Genomic DNA, 406 nt, shown 5'->3' with positions numbered 1-406 from the left:
TTACAGGCGATTACGGACGGTTTAACAGCTTTAGCGAACGCAGGGCAGATAAACGACCGACAGGACGTTATAAATGCCCTAGAACGTGCAGGTTTTGAAATTGCACGCATTACGCCAAAAAACCTATCAATCAAGACAGACGGACAGAATTTAAGACTAAAAGGGGCTTTCTATGAGCAAGATTTTAGATTTAGCACAGACCTTTCAGCAGACATCACAGAAAGAGCTAGAGAGTACAAGCGAGATAGTGCAGAACGCTATCAAACGGCACGAGCAAAACTTGATACAGCAGTTACAGCACGCAGGGAACAATTTAGCCGAAAATATCCAAATCGAGCAGGCGAAATTGATAAAAAATACCGTGAGAATGTATCGCTTGCCGACCCTAATCGCCTTGACGATATTA

General features: G+C 43.3%; 1 protein-coding gene. It reads left to right on the top strand.

Translation table 11 applies throughout. The features are described from left to right. Window positions 1-172: 172 nt before the first annotated feature. Window positions 173-406 (top strand): MbeB family mobilization protein (locus tag AM305_RS12825; RefSeq protein WP_237698387.1); only part of this gene is annotated, 234 nt, incomplete at its 3' end.

This window comes from Actinobacillus minor NM305 (assembly GCF_000175195.1).
Classification (GTDB): Bacteria; Pseudomonadota; Gammaproteobacteria; order Enterobacterales; family Pasteurellaceae; genus Haemophilus_A; species Haemophilus_A minor.
The sequence above is the reverse complement of the archived record's forward strand: the minus strand, read 5'-3'. Positions and strand labels throughout refer to the sequence as shown.